14 protein-coding genes are annotated in these 17,870 nt (G+C 34.8%); 11 read left to right on the top strand and 3 right to left on the bottom strand.

The genetic code is table 11. From position 1 onward, the window contains the following. Positions 1-37: 37 nt before the first annotated feature. The 5 genes from alsT to mprF all read left to right on the top strand — a co-directional run bounded on the left by alsT (position 38) and on the right by mprF (position 8,828). A complete protein-coding gene (gene alsT / locus MUA88_RS06490) occupies positions 38-1,501 on the top strand; it encodes a glutamine transporter AlsT (protein WP_262603377.1) in 1,464 nt (487 codons plus the stop codon). Between the two features lie 139 nt (positions 1,502-1,640). Then, on the top strand, positions 1,641-2,489 hold the full coding sequence (gene glcT / locus MUA88_RS06485; RefSeq protein ID WP_262605258.1) for a glucose PTS transporter transcription antiterminator GlcT: 849 nt from the start codon (positions 1,641-1,643) through the stop codon (positions 2,487-2,489). Between the two features lie 117 nt (positions 2,490-2,606). Next, complete coding sequence (ptsG, locus tag MUA88_RS06480) at positions 2,607-4,643, top strand: glucose-specific PTS transporter subunit IIBC (protein WP_262605257.1); 2,037 nt, start codon at positions 2,607-2,609, stop codon at positions 4,641-4,643. A gap of 253 nt (positions 4,644-4,896) precedes the next feature. Continuing rightward, a complete protein-coding gene (locus MUA88_RS06475; RefSeq protein ID WP_262603374.1) occupies positions 4,897-6,147 on the top strand; it encodes an AI-2E family transporter in 1,251 nt (416 codons plus the stop codon). Positions 6,148-6,293: 146 nt separating this feature from the next. Continuing rightward, positions 6,294-8,828, top strand: coding sequence for a bifunctional lysylphosphatidylglycerol flippase/synthetase MprF (gene mprF, locus MUA88_RS06470; protein WP_262605256.1), 2,535 nt, complete (start codon positions 6,294-6,296; stop codon positions 8,826-8,828). 44 nt (positions 8,829-8,872) lie between these two features. Here mprF and msrA read toward each other — a convergent pair whose 3' ends face one another. Then, on the bottom strand, positions 8,873-9,385 hold the full coding sequence (gene msrA, locus MUA88_RS06465; RefSeq protein WP_262603372.1) for a peptide-methionine (S)-S-oxide reductase MsrA: 513 nt from the start codon (positions 9,383-9,385) through the stop codon (positions 8,873-8,875). A gap of 140 nt (positions 9,386-9,525) precedes the next feature. Between msrA and MUA88_RS06460 the strand changes: the two genes are divergently transcribed. Together MUA88_RS06460 and MUA88_RS06455 are read left to right on the top strand one after the other, a co-directional pair. Further along, the gene (locus MUA88_RS06460) at positions 9,526-10,497 is read left to right on the top strand and encodes an LCP family protein (protein WP_481906582.1); all 972 of its coding nucleotides are present in this window, start codon (positions 9,526-9,528) and stop codon (positions 10,495-10,497) included. A gap of 10 nt (positions 10,498-10,507) precedes the next feature. Continuing rightward, positions 10,508-10,825, top strand: coding sequence for a hypothetical protein (locus tag MUA88_RS06455; protein ID WP_262605255.1), 318 nt, complete (start codon positions 10,508-10,510; stop codon positions 10,823-10,825). Between the two features lie 100 nt (positions 10,826-10,925). Here MUA88_RS06455 and thmT read toward each other — a convergent pair whose 3' ends face one another. Continuing rightward, positions 10,926-11,111, bottom strand: coding sequence for a 2-hydroxymuconate tautomerase (gene thmT / locus MUA88_RS06450; protein ID WP_262603370.1), 186 nt, complete (start codon positions 11,109-11,111; stop codon positions 10,926-10,928). Positions 11,112-11,239: 128 nt separating this feature from the next. Between thmT and MUA88_RS06445 the strand changes: the two genes are divergently transcribed. Continuing rightward, entirely contained in the window at positions 11,240-11,647 is a 408-nt protein-coding gene (locus MUA88_RS06445; RefSeq protein ID WP_262603369.1) for a sporulation protein, read from the top strand. A 174-nt stretch (positions 11,648-11,821) separates the two neighbouring features. Continuing rightward, positions 11,822-13,084 (top strand): Y-family DNA polymerase, encoded by a 1,263-nt coding sequence (locus MUA88_RS06440; protein WP_262605253.1) that lies wholly within the window; start codon positions 11,822-11,824, stop codon positions 13,082-13,084. 23 nt (positions 13,085-13,107) lie between these two features. On the opposite strand, the gene MUA88_RS06435 is transcribed toward MUA88_RS06440, so the two are convergent. Next, entirely contained in the window at positions 13,108-14,199 is a 1,092-nt protein-coding gene (locus MUA88_RS06435) for a prephenate dehydrogenase (protein WP_262605252.1), read from the bottom strand. A 419-nt stretch (positions 14,200-14,618) separates the two neighbouring features. Between MUA88_RS06435 and MUA88_RS06430 the strand changes: the two genes are divergently transcribed. Further along, positions 14,619-15,878: an aminoacyltransferase gene (locus MUA88_RS06430; protein WP_262605251.1), complete on the top strand. Its 1,260-nt coding sequence runs from the start codon at positions 14,619-14,621 to the stop codon at positions 15,876-15,878. A 22-nt stretch (positions 15,879-15,900) separates the two neighbouring features. After that, positions 15,901-17,187, top strand: coding sequence for an aminoacyltransferase (locus MUA88_RS06425; RefSeq protein WP_262605250.1), 1,287 nt, complete (start codon positions 15,901-15,903; stop codon positions 17,185-17,187). Positions 17,188-17,870 lie beyond the last annotated feature (683 nt).

Below are 17,870 nucleotides of genomic sequence, written 5' to 3'. Positions count from 1 at the left end.
AAGTATATGAAAATCTAAATAGTAAAGAGTGATATGAATGAGAGATTTCGATAGTTTAATTCCTGATTGGTTTAAGACAGTAGTTCAGGTAGGAAACGATTTAATTTGGTCACAATATTTAATCGGACTCTTGCTGACTGCAGGTCTATTTTTCACAATCAGCTCTAGATTTGTTCAAATCAGGTGGATCCCTGAAATGTTCCGTGCCATTAAAGAAAAGCCGGAAACATTAGATTCTGGTGAAAAAGGGATTTCATCATTCCAAGCATTTGTAATTAGTGCTGGTTCTCGTGTAGGGACTGGTAACATTGCTGGGGTTGCAACTGCGATTGTTTTAGGTGGTCCAGGGGCAGTATTCTGGATGTGGATTATTGCAATCGTTGGTGCAGCAAGTGCATTTATCGAAGCGACACTAGCGCAAGTGTACAAAGTGCATGATGAAGAAGGCGGTTTCCGTGGGGGTCCTGCTTACTACATCACAAAAGGTCTTAATCAAAAATGGTTAGGTGTCTTATTCGCAATATTGATTACTGTAACATTCGCATTTGTCTTTAACACAGTACAATCAAATACGATTGCAGAGTCATTACAAACGCAATATAGTGTGAGCCCTGTGATTACAGGTATCATCCTTGCGATTCTTACAGCAATTATCATTTTCGGTGGTGTGCGTAGTATCGCTAACTTATCATCAGCGATTGTACCTTTCATGGCGATCATCTATGTAGTGATGGTATTAGTGATTTTATTCATGCATTACGATCAAATCATCCCAATGATCTTAACAATCATTAAGAGTGCGTTTGGTATTGACCAAGCAGCTGGTGGTGCAGTAGGTTTTGCGGTATTACAAGGGATTAAACGTGGTTTATTCTCGAACGAAGCTGGTATGGGTTCTGCGCCGAACGCAGCAGCAACTGCAGCCGTTTCACACCCAGTCAAACAAGGTTTAATTCAATCATTAGGTGTTTTCTTTGATACGATTTTAGTATGTACAGCGACAGCGATTATGATTTTACTTTACTCAGGTTTAGAGTTTGGCGAAGATGCCAAACAAGGTGTTGCAGTAACACAATCTGCATTGAATGAACATCTTGGTAGTGCCGGTGGTATCTTCTTAACAGTTGCGATTGCATTATTTGCATTCTCTTCAGTAATCGGTAACTATTACTATGGTCAATCAAACTTAGAGTTTTTAACAGAAAGTAAATTAGCATTATTTATTTTCCGTTGTTTAGTTGTAGTGCTTGTCTTCACCGGTGCAGTTGTTAAAACTGAAACAGTATGGAGCACTGCAGACTTATTTATGGGATTGATGGCGATTGTCAACTTAGTTGCGATTATCGGTTTGTCAAATATCGCATTTGCTGTAATGAAAGATTATCAACAACAACGTAGAGAGGGTAAACGTCCTATCTTTAAACCAGAGAATTTAGAAATTAATTTATTCGGTATTGAATGTTGGGGCGACCAATCAAAAGACATTAAAAAAGTTAAATAATATTTATGTAAAACTGAGTAGACAGCAATGATTGTTGGATGCTCAGTTTTTCTTTAAGCAGAATGTTATAAAGCTTTAACTTTTCTTTCCATGAAATAGTCGATATAATTTGTAGTGACTGCCGAGAGAGGAAGATTGCATGAACACATACAAAATTTCAAAAGTGCTTAACAATAATGTGTTGATTTGTAAAGATAACGGGACAGAAGTCGTTTTAGTTGGAAAGGGTATTGGATTTAATAAAAAGCCGGGTACGACAATTAAAGATTTGGATACGGTCGAGAAAGTATTCAAGTTGCAAAATAAAACAGAACAAGATCACTATTTACAACTATTAGATCAGACAAATGAAGAAGAAATTCGAGTGGTCATTGAATCTGTACAAATTATTTTGGCGCATTTTAATATTGAGAACAATGAATCATTTATCGTATCCTTAACAGACCATCTCATCTTTGCGTTAAAACGTGTAAAAAATAATCAATTGATTTCCAATCCATTTTTGAGTGAAACAAAGTACAGTTATCCTGAAGCATATCAAATTGCAAAACGTGTCGTTGCACGCTTGAATTTACAACTAAATGTGATGTTTCCAGAAGATGAAGTTGGATTTATCGCATTGCATATCGCCTCCCAAATTGAGCACATCAGCATCGAAAATACAAAGCAAGTAACAGAATTAATTAATCGTGCGATACGACTCATAGAACATGACCTTGAAATTCACATTGATAAGGCGTCATTACAATATCAACGTTATATCAGACATATGCATTTCTTGCTACAACGCTTAAAAAAAGGCGAAAGAGCGACAATCGAATTAACTTTTGAGAAACTATTGAAAGCGCAATATCCGCTATGCTATAATGTAGCTGTAAAAATAATAAAAATGATTCAATCACAAATGGATGTAGAAGTATATGAAGCTGAAGTAGCATATTTGACAATGCACATTCAACAACTGTTACTCGCATCTCAAAAATCTTAATATAGAACGTGTTACTAAGTAGGATTAGGCATGAGTTAGAAAATTGTGAATAATATATTCGCAGTTTGTTTACTCATGCCTTTTGTGTTGAATTCATTAAAAATGGAGGTTAGTACAGTGTGGAAGAAATTCTTTGGTCAACTGCAACGTATTGGTAAAGCCTTAATGTTACCAGTTGCGATTTTACCTGCTGCCGGTTTACTACTCGCGATCGGTACAGCAATGCAAGGGGACGCATTACAACAATATCTGCCATTCCTTCAAAATGGAGGCGTACAAAGTGTCGCAGAAATGTTAACAGGTGCCGGTGGTGTTATTTTTGATAACTTACCAATTATCTTCGCCATGGGTGTTGCGATTGGTTTAGCAGGTGGAGATGGTGTTGCAGCGATTGCAGCACTTGTTGGTTACTTAATTATTAACAAAACAATGGGTGCATACTTACATGTGACACCTGATCAATTAGAAAACCCTGCGAACGGATTTGCAAGTGTTTTAGGGATTCCAACACTTCAAACAGGTGTATTCGGTGGTATCATTATCGGTGCGTTAGCTGCTTGGTGTTACAACAAGTTCTATAACATCGATTTACCATCATACTTAGGATTCTTTGCTGGTAAGCGTTTCGTTCCGATCGTAATGGCAACATCATCATTCTTATTAGCATTCCCAATGGCTTGGATTTGGCCAACGATTCAAAATGGTTTAAATGCATTCAGTGAAGGATTACTTGATGCGAATACAGGCGTTGCGGTATTCCTATTCGGTTTCATCAAACGATTATTGATTCCATTTGGTTTACACCATATTTTCCATGCGCCATTCTGGTTTGAATTTGGTTCATACACAAATGCCGCTGGTGAAATTATTCGTGGTGACCAACGTATTTTCTTAGAACAAATTCAAGAAGGTACGAAATTAACAGCTGGTAAGTTCATGCAAGGTGAATTCCCTGTTATGATGTTCGGTTTACCAGCAGCAGCATTAGCCATCTATAAAACAGCAAAACCTGAAAACAAAAAAGTAGTTGCAGGTTTAATGGGTTCAGCAGCCTTAACGTCATTCTTAACTGGTATCACTGAACCATTAGAATTCTCATTCTTATTCGTTGCACCGTTACTATTCTTTGTACACGCGGTGTTAGATGGTTTAGCATTCGTTACATTGTATTTCCTTGATTTACATCTTGGTTATACATTCTCTGGTGGTTTCATCGACTTTGTATTACTCGGTATTTTACCGAACCAAACACAATGGTGGTTAGTTATTCCAGTAGGTCTTGTTTACGCAGTGATTTACTATTTCTTATTCCTATTCTTAATCAAGAAATTTAACTACAAAACACCAGGTCGTGAAGACAAGCAAGCAAATACACAAAAAACTTCAGCGGGCGAACTACCATATGCTGTATTAGAAGCAATTGGTGGTCAAGAAAACATCAAGCATTTAGATGCATGTATTACGCGTTTACGTGTTGAAGTTAATGACAAAGCACAAGTAGATGTGGGTCGTTTGAAAGACTTAGGTGCGTCAGGTGTCCTTGAAGTAGGTAACAACATGCAAGCGATCTTCGGTCCAAAATCAGACCAAATCAAACATGAAATGCAACAAATCATGTCAGGTCAAGTAGTTCAATCTAAAGTAGATCTTAATGATAAAGACGAAGCAACAGTAGTTGATGCGGAAACAGCAGACAAAGCGCATGTAAATCATTTCGTAGCAGCACCATTAAAAGGTGAAGTGCTTCCATTAAGTGAAGTACCAGACCAAGTGTTCAGTGAAAAAATGATGGGTGACGGTATTGCCATTCGTCCAACAGAAGGCAAAGTGTATGCACCATTCAATGGTCGTGTACAAATGGTCTTCCCAACAAAACACGCAATTGGTTTAACATCTGCTGATGGATTAGAATTACTGATTCACGTTGGTTTAGATACTGTCAAACTAGAAGGAAAATGTTTCGACATTCTTGTGGAAGAAGGACAAGAAATTAAAACAGGCGATGTTTTAATGACATTTGATCTAGATTACATTAAAGAACACGCAAAAAGTGATATCACGCCAATTATTGTGACACAAGCAGAAATTACAAACTTAGACTATACAACTGAAAAAACTGTGACACAAGGCGATAAACTTTTTGAAACAAAATAATTATTTTTAATAAAAGCTGGGGCATACTGTAAAGAACGGTATACCTCAGCTTTTTTCTTATGGTGAATTCAATTTTATTATTATAGAAGAAACAGATCATCATAACAGTTAGATCGAGGTAATATACACACGACTTTACCAAACAGATACATGACGTATAAATAAGAAATATGAAAGCTTTTTAGTTTGCAGTTTGATTTTTGAGGGAAAAAGTATAAACTATAATTACTTTCCAAAAGGTTGGGTGAAAATTATGTCAGAAAAAAACACTCCTAAATCAGGAGAAAATAAGCGAATACAGATTCATGAAAGTCGCTTTATGAAGTTTTTTGGTGGGCAAGATTTATTATTTGCGTTGACCATCTTCATATTAATAGGTGTTGTTATTTTTATTTTTGATCGTGTCTCTTATGTTTTCCAACCGTTTACAATTATTTTCAACACCATTGCAGCACCTATTATTATCGCGTTGATTCTTTACTATTTATTCAATCCGATTATTAACATTTTAGAGCGTTATCATATTAAACGTGTATGGGGTATCACATTGCTCTTCTTAGGGATTGTTGGACTGATTACATTAGCTGTCAACTTATTGATTCCAGTTGTAACATTTCAATTTGATAAGTTGATGCATAATTTTCCTACATATATTAATAAGATAACAGGATTTGTAAATAATATGATGCATATTCCGTTTGTGTCAGATTATTATGATGACGTTGTAAATTGGCTCAAAGAATTGCAACAAAAGATTCCAACATTAGCCGATGGATTTAGCGATAAAGTAAAAGTGTTTGCTGAAGCAGTTGTGAATGTGACGGTTGTTATTGTAACGGTACCATTTGTCTTGTTCTTCATGCTTAAAGACGGCCATCGTTTTAAAGACTTTTCCAATCATATCGTCCCACCGAAATATCGAAAAGACGTGCATGATTTATTGGATAAGATGAGCGAGCAAGTCGGTTCATATATCCAAGGTCAAATCATTGTCTCTTTCTGTATCGGTATCCTACTTTTTATTGGATACTCTATTATCGGATTGGACTACGCGTTAATTCTTGCGAGTATTGCTGCTGTGACAAGCGTTGTACCATATTTAGGTCCGACAATTGCCATTTCACCAGCGATTATTATTTCTATTATTACATCGCCTTTTATGCTCATAAAACTCGTGATTGTTTGGACAGCTGTTCAGTTTATTGAGGGGCATTTCATTTCTCCTAATATTATGGGGAAAACAATGCGTATTCATCCTTTAACCATTATTTTCGTCCTGTTATGTGCAGGTAACTTATTAGGAATTGTTGGTGTGATCTTAGGTATCCCAGCGTATGCAATTATTAAAGTATGGGTATCACATCTGTTCATGTTATTTAAAAGACGGTACAACAAATATTATGCAGATGATGCAGGTCCTTATGAAATGAATGAAGATGAGCAAACGCATCATCATGAAGTGATTATCGATAAGGCCAAAAAGACTAATCATTATAATTCATAGAGGTTTACCTATTATAAATGTGTGCTCTAGGAGTTGAGGCATTATAAAATTTATGTACTGGGAATCCAACAGGAATTAGAATTCTCAACAGTACTTTTGCTTCAACCTCTTGAGCACTTTTATGAGCCTCTAGAAAGGAGAACTTCGTGAGTGTCCAAAAGCATAAGCTATTGAAAGGGTTAAAAGTTGTTTTTATTTTTGCATTATTAATTGTTGTGACTTCAGTTTTAGTAAGAGAGCTGTCACATATTGATTTTAAACGAACATTCTTGTTATTTAATCGAATTAACAGTTTTGAATTAATGAGTCTCTTTTTATTAGGGGCCATTTCAATTGTATTGTTATCATTGTATGATGTGATATTACAATCACGTTTCAAACTCGATTTATCAAAATTCAAGGCATTAAGAGTAGGTTATATTATTAATGCATTTAATAATATCATTGGATTTGGTGGATTTATTGGAGCGGGTGTACGTTTGTGGTTTTACCAGCAGTATACAGATCAAAAGAAGAAGTTGGTACAATTCGTCACTTATATGTTGACGTCCATGTTAACTGGACTGAGTTTCTTATCTTTACTCGTCGTGACACATATCTTAGATGTTAGTTTTCTTGATCAAACATCGATATGGGTGACTGTATTTCTATATGTGATTGCGGCATTATTGCCTGTATTTATTGTGGTTTCTTGGATTTGGCCAATCGACAAAACAGCACGCTGGCTTGGTGCAAGTTTTACCATTATTTCAAGTTTTGAATGGTTCATGGCAACGGTAGTGTTTTATTTTGCCTTGCACTTAGTAGATGCTTCAGTCTCTTTCTCAATTGTTTTAGGCGTCTTCATTGTAGCAGCTATTTCAGGCTTACTTTCGTTTATTCCGGGTGGTTTTGGTGCGTTTGATTTGGTAATTCTACTCGGTTTTAAATACTTTGGCTTACCTGAAGAAAAGATTGTATTGGCATTGTTGCTTTATCGTATTGCATACTACTTCTTCCCATTATTCATTGCGTTAATTTTAACGTTCTTTGAATTTGGAACGGCAGCCAAAAAATATATTTATGAATCAAAATACATACAGCCAGCAAAAGAAGTTTCTGCATTTTTAATGTCCTTTCAAAAAGATGCAATCAGTTATATCCCATCATTCGTATTGGGTTGTTTAGTATTAATTATGAGTGGCGTTTCTTTGCTGAATAACTTTGGTATTGTATTCGATGCAACGACATCTAAGCACCACATCATTTATATTAGTTTGTATATTTTAAACGTGAGTGCAGCTCTTGTGTTACTGTTGAATGTCCGTGGTATTATGTTGAGAAGTAAGCGTGCCATACTCTTTGCAATTGTGGCAGCACTGATTATTATTACTTCAAATGCCTATGTTTATGGTGTGACTATTACATTAGTGCTAGGTATTTTATTAGTGGCCACACTCTTCTTTGCTTATCAAAAATCACGTGTATTAAAACGTCCTATTCGGATCAGGTCATTGGTTTATATGGGCTTTATTACTGCAATGGTTTTATATTTTAATCAAATCTTAGTTAAAAGCTTTATTGAGGCATTAGGTATTGAGATTCCTAAAGTAGACATGTTTTTATTAAGATCATCATTCTGGCTTTCTTTTTTAGGCATGACCATTTTGGTTGTTGCAATTATTAAATATTTTGAACGTCATTATTTAAAACCACATACTTTTAATGATATGGCAGTAGCACAAGACATATTACAAACATATGGCGGTCACTTACTCAGTCACTTAGTGCATAGTGGGGATAAACATGTATTTGTTAATGAAGCTAAAAATGCCTTTCTCATGTATCGACATACGCGTGAGTCATTCATCGTTTTAGGAGATCCAATCGGTGACTCAGATGGTTTTTATTCACTATTAACAGAGTTTTATGATCATGCGACCTATTTGGGTGCAGATGTCATGTTCTATCAAGTTTCTGAAGAACAGCTTTCACTGTACCATGCATTTGGTAATCAATTCTTTAAGCTTGGTGAAGAAGCATTAATTGATGTGCCGAACTTCACTGTTGCAGGAAAGAAACGACGCGGATTTAGAGCAACACTTAATAAATTCGAGTCACAAGGATATACATTTGAAATTTTAGATACACCATTGGATGAAGAAACATATCAACGCTTGAGAAAAGTGAGTGATACATGGTTAGGTCAACAATCAGAATTCTATTTTTCAGTGGGACATTTTAATCGTAAATATATCAATGCAGCCCCTGTAGCCGTATTAAGAAATGCTGAAGGTCGTATCGATGCCTTTGCTACATTGATGCCAGTAGATCAAAAAACAACGATTTCTGTTGATTTGATTCGATGGGATCGAGAGATTGATTTACCATTTATGGATGGTCTATATCTGAACATGATTTTATGGGCACAGACGGCCGGTTATGCGCAATTCAATATGGGCATGGCAACATTATCAAATGTGGGTCAAGTACCATATGGTCATTCCAAAGAGAAAGTAGTCGGACGCTTCTATGAGCATTTTAATGGGTTATACAGTTTCCAAGGCTTACGACAATACAAAAGTAAGTTTGGGCCGCATTGGGAGTCACGCTATTTGATTTATCATCGTCAACAAACGGTATGGGTTTCTTTATTAAGAGTGACACGTGTGATTCGAAAAAAATATAAAGCATCCGTTTAAAAATAGGGCAGACGTCTTACAAATGTGTAAGTGTCTGCCCGCTTTTATTGACGTGATTGTTTAATTGCAGCGCGTTGTTGTTGTTCTTCAGCATAGCGCTCTGGATTTTTCTTATAGAAGTCTTGATGATATGCTTCTGCCTTATAAAATTCAGAAACAGGAAGGACTTTCGTAGTAAAAGCTTTATCGTGGTCGAACGTCTCTTTTAATTGATCAATATAAGCTTCTGCAACTTCTTTTTGATCTTCATTTGTATAAAAAATAGCTGTACGATATTGTGAACCACGATCTTGGAATTGACCTTCTGCATCAGTTGGGTCAATCACAGAGAAGAAAATTTCTAATAGTTTTTGATAGGAAAACAATGCCACATCATATTCAATTTTAACAACTTCATAGTGACCTGTTTCACCCGTTTTAACTTCTTCGTACGTAGGGTTATGGACGTGTCCTCCCATATAACCAGAAGTGACTGCTTCGATTCCTTCAAATTGATCAAATGGTTTGACCATACACCAAAAACATCCGCCAGCAAAGTAAGCTGTATTTATATTCATTCAAACACCCTTCCTAGTGCATTATTTTTCATTATTTTACATGTTTTCACTTGCTTTTTAAAATGAATTTATATACCGTTAATATGTGTTTATTATAGTACATAGCTATCTAATTTTGAAGATATAAGGTTGATCAGATAATGGAAAACAATGTCAAACATGAAAACGCAAGTAGATTGAAAAAACATCTCAAGCGCGTGAAAAAGAGACGTATTCGTAAATTACCATTTGTTATTTTAGCAGTGATTTTACTGATCGTTTTAACAGCTATTTATAGTGTAAGTAGCTATCATCAAGGATTAGAAGTGGCAAAAAAACATCACGACACACCTAAAATACATAAATTTAATGGCGCTTCTAAAAATGATGGTAAAGCAACAGTACTGATTTTAGGTGCTGATTTAGAGGATAGTGGTGTCTCTCGGACAGACTCTATTATGGTTGTGCAATATGATTATATTAAAAAAGATATGAAGATTGTGTCAGTCATGCGAGATATTTATGCAGATATTCCTGGATATAATAGTTATAAAATCAATACAGCCTATTCATTAGGTGGCGCTGAGTTGATGCGAAAAACGCTGAAAGAAAACTTAGGTATTGAGCCAGAGTATTATGCAACATTAGATTTTAAAGGTTTTGAAGCCATGATTGATGAGCTAGAACCTGATGGTATACCGATTGATGTTGAGAAAGATATGTCAGAAAAAATTGGTGTCTCTCTTAAAAAAGGACATCATCGCCTGAATGGGAAAGAGCTCTTAGGGTATGCAAGATTTCGTAATGATGAAGAGGGTGACTTTGGACGTGTGCGACGTCAACAACAAGTTATGGTGGCACTAAAGCAACAACTCACAGAACCATCTTCTATTCTAAAAACGCCTAAACTTGCAGGTATTATGCGTGGGTATGTGAGTACGGATATGCCTGACTCGGCCATTTACCAAACAGGACTTAGCTTTATATTACGTGGAGATAAAAATATCAAAACATTAAGTGTCCCAGTCAAGGGAACTTATGAAGATATTACAACCAATGATGGTGGTGCTGCTTTAGGTATTGATAAGAAGGCGAATAAAAAGCGCATTCAGCATTTTTTAAATGAAGAATAAGGATAAATGATTGATTATGCATATCGTGATACCAATGATATTAATCGTCATATCACTTGTATTAGCTGGTTATATAGTCAGTACGAAAAATATTAAAATGATTGCTTCTATTCAATCAGAAAGTGTTCCTAAAGAAAAAGTGGGAAAAGTGGCGATATATTTTTCAGTCAGCTTAGTATTAGCAACTGTTTCTATTGCATTAGGTATTTATCTAATAGAAATAAATTTGTTAGTGGGATTATCGCTATTTATGTTAGCGATACTGATGCTTATTCCATTTTATGCTTATTACCAAAACATACAAAAGAAGAATAGGGATGAGACCTAATAAATTAGAACAGTCGATAGCATTTTGTTGTTCTTTACTTAAATATAGGAAAAAAGGCTAAAAACCATTAAATGGTTTTTAGCCTTTTTTTAACAACTTTTTATTGGTCAGCTTTACGTGTGCCACCTAAACCATAATGCGTTGGCTTCATTTCTTCAATAACAACAGAGATTGCCTCTCTTTGTGCATTTGTTGTTTTTTCAACAGCATCTGTCACTTCTGTTACTAAATTTTTAAGTTGTTCGTCTGTACGACCTTCTAATAACTTTACTGTTACGATTGACATTTGATATGCTCCTCTCTGCATAAGATTATTTATATTATAACATCTTTAGATAAGGGTTGCGGACATTTGCGTAAAAACCTTATGATAGAGGAGAGATCGTTGAAAATAAAGATACGGAGGGTTTAAAAATGGGTTTTGATAACATCTTAACATCATTAGGTATTGAAGGCATGAAAGTCATCATTCATCTTGATCAAGAATCTTATACAGTCGATGATACAATCACTGGTTATATTAAGTTAAAAGCAGGCATGAGCGATCAAAAAGTCACACATATTGAATTAAAATTACTAGAAAAATATGAAAATGATGATGAAACAAGTGAATTCACATTTTTAACGAATGAACTAGATCGTTTTGTGATGGATGAGAAGTTCTTAATTGATGAGAAAGAACAGAAAGTCATTGAATTTACATTAGAACCAAAATCACTTAACTTCAAGTCTGAGACGAGTAAGATTTTCCTTAATACACATGTTTATATTGATTTAGGAATAGATGAAGAGGTAGAAGCGGAAGTACCATATCAACGCTAACTTAGGAAATGACTCTAAAAATTAAATAGCTATAAATATAGAGGTGGCTCAAAGATAAAGCATATCAAGCGTTTTATCTTTGGGCCTTCTTTTATAACAGGTAAAAATTTTCACTTGAAAACAGAACGTATGTTCGCTATCCTTATAATAGAATAAAAGAAATAGGTGATATGAATGTATGATTATCATTTGTTGGAGAATAGGGATATATTATGTATTGATCAAAAAAGTTTTTTTGCCAGTGTTTCTTGTATTGATAAAGGCTTAGATCCAATGAAAACGAAGCTGGCAGTTGTTGCGGATACAAAGAGGCAGGGGTCTGTTGTTTTAGCTGCAACACCACCACTGAAAGCGTTAGGAATTAAAACGGGATCACGTTTATATGAAATACCTAAAAGACGTGATATTTATATTATTAATCCAAGTATGCGTCGCTATTTAGAGGTTTCTTTAAAAATTTCACAAATTGCATTGAGATATGTACCCGCTGAGGATTTACATCAATATAGCATCGATGAATTTTTCATGGATGTGACACAAAGTTATCATCTATTCGCGCCGAATCTTCAGATGTTCTGTCAGCGATTGATTTCGGAGATTTATCGTGAAACGGGTGTTTACTGTGCAATTGGGATTGGATCTAACATGTTATTGAGCAAAATTGCTTTAGATAATGAAGCGAAATCCAATCCAACACTCATCGCGGAGTGGCGTTATGAAGATGTTCCTCAAAAATTATGGCCCATTGCACCGCTTCAAAACTTTTGGGGAATTAGTCATCGGACAGCTAAAAAGCTGAACAAATGCGGTATTTTTAGTATTGGACAGCTCGCGATGTATCCACATGCACGATTAAAAAGAGAGTTTGGCGTTATTGGAACAGAACTACACTTACATGCTAATGGCATTGATGAGAGTCGCGTTAATGAACGTTATATCACACGAATGCCATCAATATGTAAAAGTCAGATATTAATGCGAGATTATCAATATTCTGAAGCGCTTATAGTTATGCAAGAATTAGTGGAAGATGTCGCAAGCCGACTGAGAGCAAAAGGGATATTAGCGAAAACGATTCATTTTTCTTTTGGATACAAAGATCATAGTGGGGTGTCCAAGCAGTATACAATGGAAGAAGGGACCCATTTAGAGCATGTAATCATGTCGGGTATCAAACGATTTGCAGATAGATATTGTGATAAGTCGGAATGGTACCGTACATTAAGCGTGTCAGCTACACAGTTCATACCAGAACAAGTACAACAACTCAATTTATTTGTTGACCCAGAGCAACAAGAGCGAGAAGTCCGATTAGCAAAAACAATCGATGCCTTACACCAAAAATATGGTAAAGGCATCGTATCTAAAGCCGTATCTTATACATCTGCTGCGACAAAACATGGTCGCCTAGGGTTAATGGCAGGGCATAAAATGTAAGGTACAGTTAGGTTGAACAGCATTTATTCAATATAAGTTTCATACTCGTTTAGCACAACACGACCTTGTTCACGGTCCTCAGAACTTTTGAAACTAATACGCAAGGCACCATAAATATCTTCACGTAATTCTAAGATTCTTAAGTTACTAATAGAAATATTATGTGAACTTAAAATATGTGTGATTTTTGAGATTGTCCCCGCTTTATCGGGGATATCAACGTAAAGATCGTAGGTACTTCTCAATGCGCCTTTACTCTGAATTGGCAAGGCGTCACGATATGTCTTACTCTCAGAGAAAAAGCGATAAAGTGCAGAAGCATCTTCAGTTTCTAATGAGTGAATGACCTCATCGATTTGCGATTGGAACTGTTTCATAATTTTTAAGATATGTGATTTATTTTCTAAAGAGATATCTCGCCACATTTCAGGACTACTACTTGCAATACGTGTAATATCTCTAAAACCACCCGCTGCTAATTCTTGTACGAGTGGTGTGGTAGGGGCGTAATGCGCATTTAAAGAAACGAGACTAGACGCAATCAGGTGAGGTGTATGACTGACAACACCTGTGACATAGTCATGTTCCTCAGCTGTCATTTTTAATAATTTTGCCTGTGTTGGTTCTAATAATTGTGAAATACGTTGAAATGCCGCTTCGTTTTCAGGCAGATCATGAACAAGGACATAATAAGCATTTTCAAATAAATGTTTTTTAGCGTTCAATACGCCGGTTTTATGACTACCTGCCATAGGATGGCCCCCGATTAAATGAATGCCATGCTTTAATAATGTTCGCTCATGTGCTTGAATAGTAGATTTTGTACTACCTGTATCAGTGACAATAAGACCTGTTTTTGTTTCAATAGTTTGCAATAAATCAAGATATTTCACAGTTATTTGAACCGGTGTCGCAAAAATCATAATATCTGCTTGTTTTGCGCCTGTTTCAAAGCTATCTATCGGTTTATCAATAATACCGATAGATAGGGCACGCTCTAGCTGTTTTGGGTCCGCATCATAGGCAGTTACCTCTATTTCTGGATGTGCATTTTTGATATTACTTGCTAAACTACCTCCTATAAGGCCGAGCCCGATAAAAAATACTTCTGACATGAATTCACCTCATCAAATAAAATTAATTTTCAGACATTTTAACATTTTAAAGCACTAATATGCAATTGTTGTTTTGAAAATCGTATCGTATTCAATAAAGGGTGTATGAGAATACTAATAAATATTAATTTTTGACCGTGATAATAGCTAAATTATCCATGATACGTTAAAATATACCATGGTCTTGTCATTGAATCATGACGTCTTATTTCGAAGTTAATGGTATGATAAAAGAAACAGATATTATTTGTTTTATTTAGAATGATGTAAGAGGCATGTATGATTGACTCTTATTGTTCGACAGCACATGGTTCATGCTACAGAGCACAGTAGGGAGTTTGTATCGCATGATCATGGATAGAAACGGGTAAATAAGTGAAAGTGATTAAAGGAATAATAGAGAAATTAGGAGCGTATATATGAAATTTACAAATTTAACAACAGCAGAATTTGAAAATTTTGCAAATCAAATGCCATATAGTCATTTTACGCAGATGGCTGGTAACTACGAGTTGAAAGTAGCAGAAGGTGTTGAAACACATCTTGTGGGTATTAAAGATAAGAATAATCAAGTACTAGCGGCGTGTCTATTAACGGCTGTACCTGTATTGAAAGTATTTAAATATTTTTATACAAATAGAGGACCTATTCTTGATTTTGAAAATCCAGAGTTAGTCCATTTCTTCTTTAATGAATTATCAAAGTATGTAAAAGCACATAAAGCACTATTTTTACGTGTTGATCCATACTTGCTAATCTATAAAAGAAATCATGATGGCGATATTATTGAAGATTACAATAAAAATTGGTTGTTTGATAAATTTAAATCACTTGGATTTGAGCATGAAGGGTTTATTACTGGTTTTGAAACAACACGTCAAATACGCTTTCATTCAGTTTTAGACTTAAAGGATAAAACATCAAAAGATATATTAAATAATATGGACAACTTGCGTAAAAGAAATACTAAAAAAGTTCAAAAAAATGGCGTAAAAGTGAGATATCTTAAAGAAGATGAACTGCCTATTTTTAGATCATTTATGGCGCAAACATCTGAGACAAAAGATTTTATAGATCGTGAAGATGACTTCTACTATAATCGTATGAAGCATTATAAAGATCGTGTGCTTGTTCCTTTAGCATACATCAACTTTGATGATTACATTGCAGAATTACAAGTTGAAGAAAAACAATTCCATAAAGAAATCAATAAAGCAGAAAAAGATATTGAGAAGCGACCAGAAAATAAAAAAGCCTTAAATAAAAAGCAAAACTTAGAACAACAGTTAGAAGCAAATCAAGCTAAGATTGCAGAAGCACGTACATTACAAGAAAAGCATGGTAATGAATTGCCGATTTCTGCTGGTTTCTTTATTATCAATCCGTTTGAAGTTGTGTACTATGCAGGTGGAACAGCAAATGAATTCCGTCATTTTGCTGGTAGCTATGCGATACAGTGGGAAATGATTAATTATGCCCTTGACCATAACATTGATCGTTACAATTTTTATGGTATTAGTGGTGATTTCACTGAAAATGCCGAAGATGCAGGCGTTATCAAATTCAAAAAAGGTTATAATGCAGATGTATTAGAGTATATTGGTGATTTTATTAAGCCGATTAATAAACCAGTTTACAAACTATATACAACATTGAAAAAGGTCCAACAGAAGTTATAGTAGAGAGAAGGGAACTAAAGGTATGAAATTCACAGAACTAACAGTTGAGGAATTTGATCAGTTTGTTCAAGATCCTACTTTAGAAAGCCATTATTTTCAGGTGAAGGAAAATATCGAGACACGTGAAGCAGATAACTTTAAAGTTGTTTTACTAGGTGTAAAAGATGAAAATAATCAAGTAATTGCAGCTAGCTTATTTTCAAAAATATTAACAATGAGTAGCTATGTTTATTACTCAAATAGAGGGCCTGTAATGGACTATAGCGACTTAGGACTCGTTGAATTTTATTTAAAGTCGTTAGACGACTACTTATCTAAAAATAAATGTTTATACGTCAAGTTAGATCCATATTGGATGTATCAAGTTTATGATAAAGATATTAATCCAATAGGGACTTCAGAGACTTCAGAACTCGGTGAACAGTTAGTACAATTATTTAAATCACATGGTTATAAACATCATGGTTTTACAACGAAGTATGATACATCAAGTCAAGTGAGATGGATGGGAGTCTTAGATTTAAAAGACCAAACACCACAAACATTAAAGAAATCATTTGATAGCCAACGTAAACGTAATATCAATAAAGCCACGAATTATGGCGTAAAAGTGCGTTTTCTCAAACCTGAAGAATTTGATCAATTTTTAGAGTTATATCGAGAAACAGAAGCACGTGCAGGCTTTGTATCGAAGTCAGATGAATACATGAAGAATTTCTTACATCATTATGGTGATAAGGCAATAGTTCCGATGGCTTATATTGATTTAGATGCATATATCACATCATTGCAAGAAGGCTTAAATGATAAAGAAACAAAACGTGATCAAATGATGGCAAGAGAGAACAAAAGCGACAAACAGTTAAAGAAAATTGCCGAGCTTGATAAACAAATCACACATGATCAACAAGAAATGTTGAAAGCAAGCGAGCTACGTAAAACGGATGGTCAGATATTAAATCTTGCATCAGGTATCTTTTTTGCAAATGCCTATGAAATTAATTATTTCTCTGGTGGATCTAGTGAAAAGTACAATCATTTTATGGGACCATACGCGATGCACTGGCACATGATTAATTACTGCTTTGATCATTGTTATGAGCGCTACAACTTTTATGGTCTGTCTGGTGATTTTACGGAGAATAGTGAAGATTACGGTGTTTACCGTTTTAAACGCGGTTTCAATGTACAAATTGAAGAACTTATTGGTGACTTCTACAAACCAATTAATAAGCCGAAATATCAATTATTCCAGTTAACAAATCAAGTCAGATCAAAGCTAAATGCAATAAAAAACCTTAAACAATAGCAAAATAATTACCGATTATTATAATCAAAGACGCATATCTTTTGTGAGGATCAGGCATGCGATAGATTATAATAATCGGCTTTTTAATGGCAGTTAAAATATGACAAAAATTATACTCTGACAATCGTAGCAAGTACAGAATTTTATCAAAGCCACCATCATGTAGTATTCATACTGCATATTACTAAAACACGAGAAGGATATGATTACATTTATCGTTTCAATACATCAATAAACATAGTTCGTTATGAGTAATACCGTGGCATGAACTATGTTTTGATGATCTATAGCCATATGGTAGATTGGAAGGCTATTTGGAAGAAAGATATGCATTACCCACAGAGGAGATGTAAGTTTTATAGGCAATATGTAACACTACAATCACATCTTAGCAAAAGTTATAAAGAAGAACAATCACTTTTAAATAGTACAAATACACCATAAATATACGAGAAAGACGTTAATTTAGCAATTGCATATAAAACTAAAAGTTAGAAATATTGAACTTTAAAAAATAAAAAGAAGTAAATAACAATATTATGTAAACACATAGAGTTGTTTACTTAGTAATAAAGGCTATTTAAGGGGTTCATCAACTGTTAATTAAGTTCCGAAATATTGTATTATATCAGGTATTGATTGCTTAGTTATGAGTTAACATGCACAATTAAATGGTTTTTGAT

Origin of the sequence: Staphylococcus sp. IVB6240 (assembly GCF_025558425.1) — a bacterium.
Classification (GTDB): Bacteria; Bacillota; Bacilli; order Staphylococcales; family Staphylococcaceae; genus Staphylococcus.
Note: the sequence above shows the minus strand (reverse complement) of the source record. Positions and strands in the feature narration are given on the sequence as shown.

Coding starts and splice junctions, on each gene's coding strand:
- MUA88_RS06435 (WP_262605252.1), bottom strand. CDS start 14,199: ATGTCAGAAGTATTTTTTATCGGGCTCGGCCTTATAGGAGGTAGTTTA.
- msrA (WP_262603372.1), bottom strand. CDS start 9,385: ATGAATATAAATACAGCTTACTTTGCTGGCGGATGTTTTTGGTGTATG.
- MUA88_RS06425 (WP_262605250.1), top strand. CDS start 15,901: ATGAAATTCACAGAACTAACAGTTGAGGAATTTGATCAGTTTGTTCAA.
- MUA88_RS06460 (WP_481906582.1), top strand. CDS start 9,526: ATGGAAAACAATGTCAAACATGAAAACGCAAGTAGATTGAAAAAACAT.
- MUA88_RS06440 (WP_262605253.1), top strand. CDS start 11,822: ATGTATGATTATCATTTGTTGGAGAATAGGGATATATTATGTATTGAT.
- MUA88_RS06475 (WP_262603374.1), top strand. CDS start 4,897: ATGTCAGAAAAAAACACTCCTAAATCAGGAGAAAATAAGCGAATACAG.
- MUA88_RS06430 (WP_262605251.1), top strand. CDS start 14,619: ATGAAATTTACAAATTTAACAACAGCAGAATTTGAAAATTTTGCAAAT.
- MUA88_RS06445 (WP_262603369.1), top strand. CDS start 11,240: ATGGGTTTTGATAACATCTTAACATCATTAGGTATTGAAGGCATGAAA.
- thmT (WP_262603370.1), bottom strand. CDS start 11,111: ATGTCAATCGTAACAGTAAAGTTATTAGAAGGTCGTACAGACGAACAA.
- glcT (WP_262605258.1), top strand. CDS start 1,641: ATGAACACATACAAAATTTCAAAAGTGCTTAACAATAATGTGTTGATT.
- alsT (WP_262603377.1), top strand. CDS start 38: ATGAGAGATTTCGATAGTTTAATTCCTGATTGGTTTAAGACAGTAGTT.